The organism is Methylobacterium segetis (assembly GCF_004348265.1).
Taxonomy (GTDB): Bacteria; Pseudomonadota; Alphaproteobacteria; order Rhizobiales; family Beijerinckiaceae; genus Methylobacterium; species Methylobacterium segetis.
In genome coordinates, this window is sequence record NZ_SMNT01000194.1 from 1 (window position 1) to 4,697 (window position 4,697).

Consider the following 4,697-nt stretch of genomic DNA (forward strand, 5'->3'; position numbering starts at 1 on the left):
CGCCGCCCGCGGTGCCGAGGCCGAGCGTCTCCGAGGCCGGGCCCTTGATGACCACCACGTCCTGGATGTTGAAGCTGTCGCGGGCGTAGACGCCGAAATCGCGCAGGCCGTCGAGATAGACGTCGTTCTTGGCCTGGAAGCCCCGGATGCGGAACTGGTCGCCGTTGAGGCCGCCATTGCCCTCGCCCGCCGAGACCGTGATGCCCGGCACGTTGCGCAGGGCCTGCTCCAGGGTGGTCGCCTGCTGCTGCCGGATGACCTCGCCCGGGACGACGCTGATCGCCTGCGGCGTGTCCTGGATGCGGCCGGGGAGCCGCGAGAGGCCGGTGCCTTCGTTCAGCACGTTGGGGTCGCTCAGGCGGAAGCCCTCGACGCTGAGGAGCGGCAGGTCGGCGGCGACGTCCTGCGCCTCCGCGTCGAACGGCACGAAGGCGCCGAGCGTCGCCGCGAGTCCGAGGCCGACCGCATTCGATCCGCCCGTGTCCCTCATCGATAGTTGGGCACGCATCACCGATAGTCTCCGCTGAATGACCGTCCTTAGTGAAACTCTGCCGGCGGATGCAACGGTTATCCTGCGGTTTTCAGCGAAAGATACACAAGCGCAACATTTTAGATTTGCTCTAAATCGAGTTTGAAATCATTCTGAACTGCGGTCGATTACCCGCAATCGATGCTTTTCATCTGTGCAATGCATGGTATTGCGGCCGCTGAATGCGGCCCGCCGGGGTCTGCTCGCGGGATCGACGGCTCGGGCGTGGGATCGGACGTGCCACCTTCCGGATCAGCTGCCCGCGCGGGAAGCGGGATCTGCGGCGCGGCCCCGAACGTCTGGGATCTGCACCGGCATTCGGAGGCCGATTGGCGCGCCCTGTTCGCGCGGCGCCCGCAGGAGGCGGCGTCCTGGATCCGCTTCGCGGCCGGCAAGGGATTCCGCGCGGCGCAACTCATGCTCGGCCAGATGCATCTCGACGGGACGGGCGTGCCGCGCGACGCGGGCGCCGCCTACGCGTGGTTCGCGCGCGCGGCCGCCATCGGCAGCCTGGAGGCCCGCAACATGGTCGGGCGCTGCCACGAGCTCGGCTGGGGCGTGCCGGTCGATCAGGCCGAGGCCCTGCGCCATTACCGGCGGGCGGCCGCGGGCGGCCTCGCCTGGGCGCAGTACAATGTCGGCTGCCTCCTCCTCTACGGCACCGGCGTGCGGCGCGACCATGCGGAGGCGGCCCGGCATTTCGCGGCCGCCGCCGCCACGGGGCACGCCAAGGCGATCGGCCTGCTCGGTCGCTGCCACGAGGAGGGCTGGGGCACGCCCGTCGACCGGGCGGCGGCGCGGGCCTGCTACCGGCGCGCGGCCGAGGGTGGCGATTGCTGGGGGGCGCTCAATCTCGGCCTTCTCCTGGCCGAGGGCGGGCGGCCGGACGAGGCGGGGCCGTGGTTCGAGACGGCGCTGGCCACCGCGACGCCGAACTGCCTCGCCACGCTCGCCGATGCCCTGGACAGCGGGCGGCCCGCCGGCTTCGAGGGGATCGCTCTGCGGGCACGCCGGGCGCTGGGCCAGGGCGGAGCCGAGCCCACCCGCGCGGAGCCCGACGTCGCCGCCGCCGCTCCACCGGCCGCCCCGGCCCGCGCGCCAATGCGAGTCGCTCTCGCCGTGGCGGCCTGGCTCTGCCTGCGCCGGGCCTTGACGGCGCAGCGCGGCACCCTCCCCCGCCGGAGCGGGGATCTCCCGCGCCGCCCCGTCCGGACGAGGGTCCGGGCGGGGCGGCCGGGCCGGCCTCAGGTCAGGAGACGGCCCTCGTGGATCCCGTACTGGAGGTAGTGCTCCAGCGGGTCGATCTGGGCCTGGGCCACGTCCGGGTTCTGGGCCAGGTAGGCGTTGGTGTCGAACGCCTCGCTCGGGTTGCGGCCCTCCCGCCAGCCGAATTCCTGGTAGTGGATCAGCGGGTTGATGCCTGCCGCCGCCACGTCCGGGTTCTGGGCGAGATAGTAGGTCGTGTCGAAGAAGGCGCTCGGATCCCGGCCCTCGCCCGCGCCGTAGGTGAGGTAGTGCTGAAGAGCCCAGCTCTCGGCTTCCCGGCCCGCCGGGGTCGCGGCCGCGACGTCCCGGTTGTTGGCGAGGTAGTAGCCGGGGTCGAAATCGCCGGTGACGTTGCCGGGGCCCTCGCCGGCCAGCACGCTGCGGCCCTCGTCCTGGCCGTAGGCGAAGTAGTGGGCCAGGGCGTTCAGGTTCGCCTGGGCCACGTCGCCGTTCTGCTTGAGGTAGGATTCCGCGCTGAACCCCTCGCTCGGGCTGCGGCCCTCGCGCTCGCCGTAGGCGAGGTAGTGGCTGAGCGGGTTGACGCCCGCCGCCGCCACGTCGGGATTCTCGGCGAGATACTCCGCCGTGTGGAAATAGGCGTTGGGGTCCCGGCCCTCCTTCCAGCCGAAGGTCGCGAAATGGTCGTCGGCGTCGACATGGGCACGCCAGACGTCGAGATTCTTCGCGTAGTAGTAGATGTCGTCCACCACGCGATAATTGTCGTTGTTCTGGATCGTGCCGTCGCTGAAGCGCAGCGTGTCGATGCCCGTGACGTCGTGGACGATGCCGTCCGGCCCGACCAGGACGAGCTTCTCCCCGTCGAGGCTGACCTTGGCGTCCGTGAACGCGAAGCCGAAGCTCTGCTCGGCCCGCGGCACCTCGCCGACCACGGTCACGTCGAGACGCGTCTGCGCGAAGCCGCCGTGGCCGTCGCTCACCGTGTAGTAGAAGGACTCGACCGCCGTGGCGCCGGCATTCAGGCTGTTCGCGCCGATCGCCTGGTAGCTGTAGCTCCCGTCCGCGGCGAGCCGCAGCGTGCCGAAATTGCCCACGACCTCGACGCTGCCGTCGCCCGTGACGGCGTGGCCGAGGCCACCCGCGAACTGCACCGCGGCCACCCGCAGCACGTCACCGGTGTTCACGTCCTGGTCGTTCGCGAGCACGTTGCCGGCGATCGCCAGGGCGTGGGCCGTGGTCCGCGCGCTGTCGACGACCCCGGTGGGCGGAATGTTGGCCGGGTCCGGCACCGCGTCGATCGTCAGAACCACGGGCGCCCCGCTGGCGCCGCGGTTGCCCTGGGCATCGGTGGCGTCCACCGTGAACGTGTAGGTGCCGTCGGGCAGCGGCGGCACCTCGACGCTCCAGCGGCCGTCGCTGCCCGTCGTGCCCGTCACCGTGGCGGGTCCCTGCGGGGTCCCGTAGGTGACGGTGACCGTGCTGCCGGGCTCGGCCGAGCCCGTGAAGACGGGCGAGGGATCGGCGCTGGTGCCGCCGCTCGTGCCGTCGACCGTGGGCGCGGCCGGCGCCACGCTGTCGATCGCGATCGGCTGGCCGCTCGCCGTCGCGACGTTGCCGGCCGCATCGGTCGAGACGAGGCTCGACGTGACGGTGCCGTTGAGGCTCGACAGGTCCGCCGTGTAGCGCCCGTCCGCCCCCGCCTGCACGGTGACGCTGCGCGTGCCGTCCGTGAAGGTCACCGCCGCGGTGGCGTCGGGGTCGAGCCCGCTCACCGTGAAGGCCGTGTTGGCGGCTTCCGCCGCGCCCGCGACGCTATCCGCGGGCGGAGCGACGGCGAGGGCGACCGGTGCGCCGGCATCGGCCACCGTGTCGATCACCACCCGCAGGGGCTGCGATGGCGCAGAGACGTTGCCCGCCGCGTCGCGGCCGGTGGCGACCACGTCGTAGGTGCCGTCGGGCAGCGTCGGCAGGTCGACCCGCCAGGTCCCGTCCGAGGCGACCGGCACGGTCAGGTCGTGCGGGCCGGCGGCATCGGTGTAGCGGAGCACGACCGTGGTGCCGGGCGTGCCGAGACCCGTGACGGAGGGCGAGGTGTCGCTGGTGATCGCGTCACCCGGCGTGCCGGTATCGGCGTCGATGCCCGCGATCAGCGGCGTCACGAGGTCCGAGGGCTGCGCCCCGCCCTGGTCGACATCCACGGCGTTGCCGCTCCCGGTCGCCCGGTTGCCGGCCACGTCCGTGATCACGACCGTCGATGTCACGGTGCCGCTGAAGCTCGACAGGTCGACGGTGTAGGTTCCGTTGGCCTGCGCCACGGCGTCGACGCTGCGGATGCCGTCCGTGAAGGTCACGGTGGCGGTGGAGCCGGCGTCGAGCCCGGCGAGGGTGAAGGCGGCCGCGGCCGCCTCCTGGGGCGTCAGCGCGCCGCTGGCCGGCTCCGCCACGACGAGGGTCACGGTCGGCGCGGCGTCGGCCGTCGTGTCGATGGTGAGGGCGAGCGGCGCCGAGGCGCGGCCCGTCTCGCCGTTCGGGCCGGTCGCGCTCGCGGTGAAGCTGTAGCCGCCATCCGCGAGGCTCGGGAGCGCGAGGCTCCAATTGCCCTGCGCGTCGATCGCGCCGGTCAGCGTGTGCGGGCCGGCCGCGTCGGTGTAGCTCACCGAGACCGTTCCGCCCGCGATGCCGGTGCCGGTCAGCACCGGCGCGGGATCGTTGGTGATGCCGTCGCCGACGAGGCCGGAATCCTCGCCGAAGCCGGTGATCACCGTGCGTGCCGGCTCCCCCGGCACCGGGACGTCGACGGCCCGCGAGGCCGGGATCAGGCTCGCGAGGTTGCCCGCGGCATCCGCGATGTCGGAGCCCGGCGCCAGCGAGAGCGTGAGCGTGCCGCTGCCCGTCACGTTCGCGACGGTGACCGTGTAGCTGCCGCCCGATCCCGCCACCGCGC

The 4,697-nt window shown here is 72.6% G+C and carries 3 protein-coding genes; 1 reads left to right on the forward strand and 2 read right to left on the reverse strand.

The features are described 5' to 3' along the window. On the reverse strand, positions 1-508 hold a 508-nt coding region (locus E1J50_RS25810), incomplete at its 3' end, for a TonB-dependent receptor plug domain-containing protein (RefSeq protein ID WP_245516764.1). Between the two features lie 258 nt (positions 509-766). On the opposite strand from E1J50_RS25810, the gene E1J50_RS25815 reads away from it, so the two are divergent. Then, the gene (locus E1J50_RS25815; RefSeq protein WP_132257097.1) at positions 767-1,816 is read left to right on the forward strand and encodes a tetratricopeptide repeat protein; all 1,050 of its coding nucleotides are present in this window, start codon (positions 767-769) and stop codon (positions 1,814-1,816) included. Here E1J50_RS25815 and E1J50_RS25820 read toward each other — a convergent pair. Further along, a partial coding sequence (locus E1J50_RS25820) for an Ig-like domain-containing protein (protein WP_207919301.1) occupies positions 1,774-4,697 on the reverse strand: 2,924 nt, incomplete at its 5' end. The two genes, E1J50_RS25815 and E1J50_RS25820, sit on opposite strands and share 43 nt — an antisense overlap.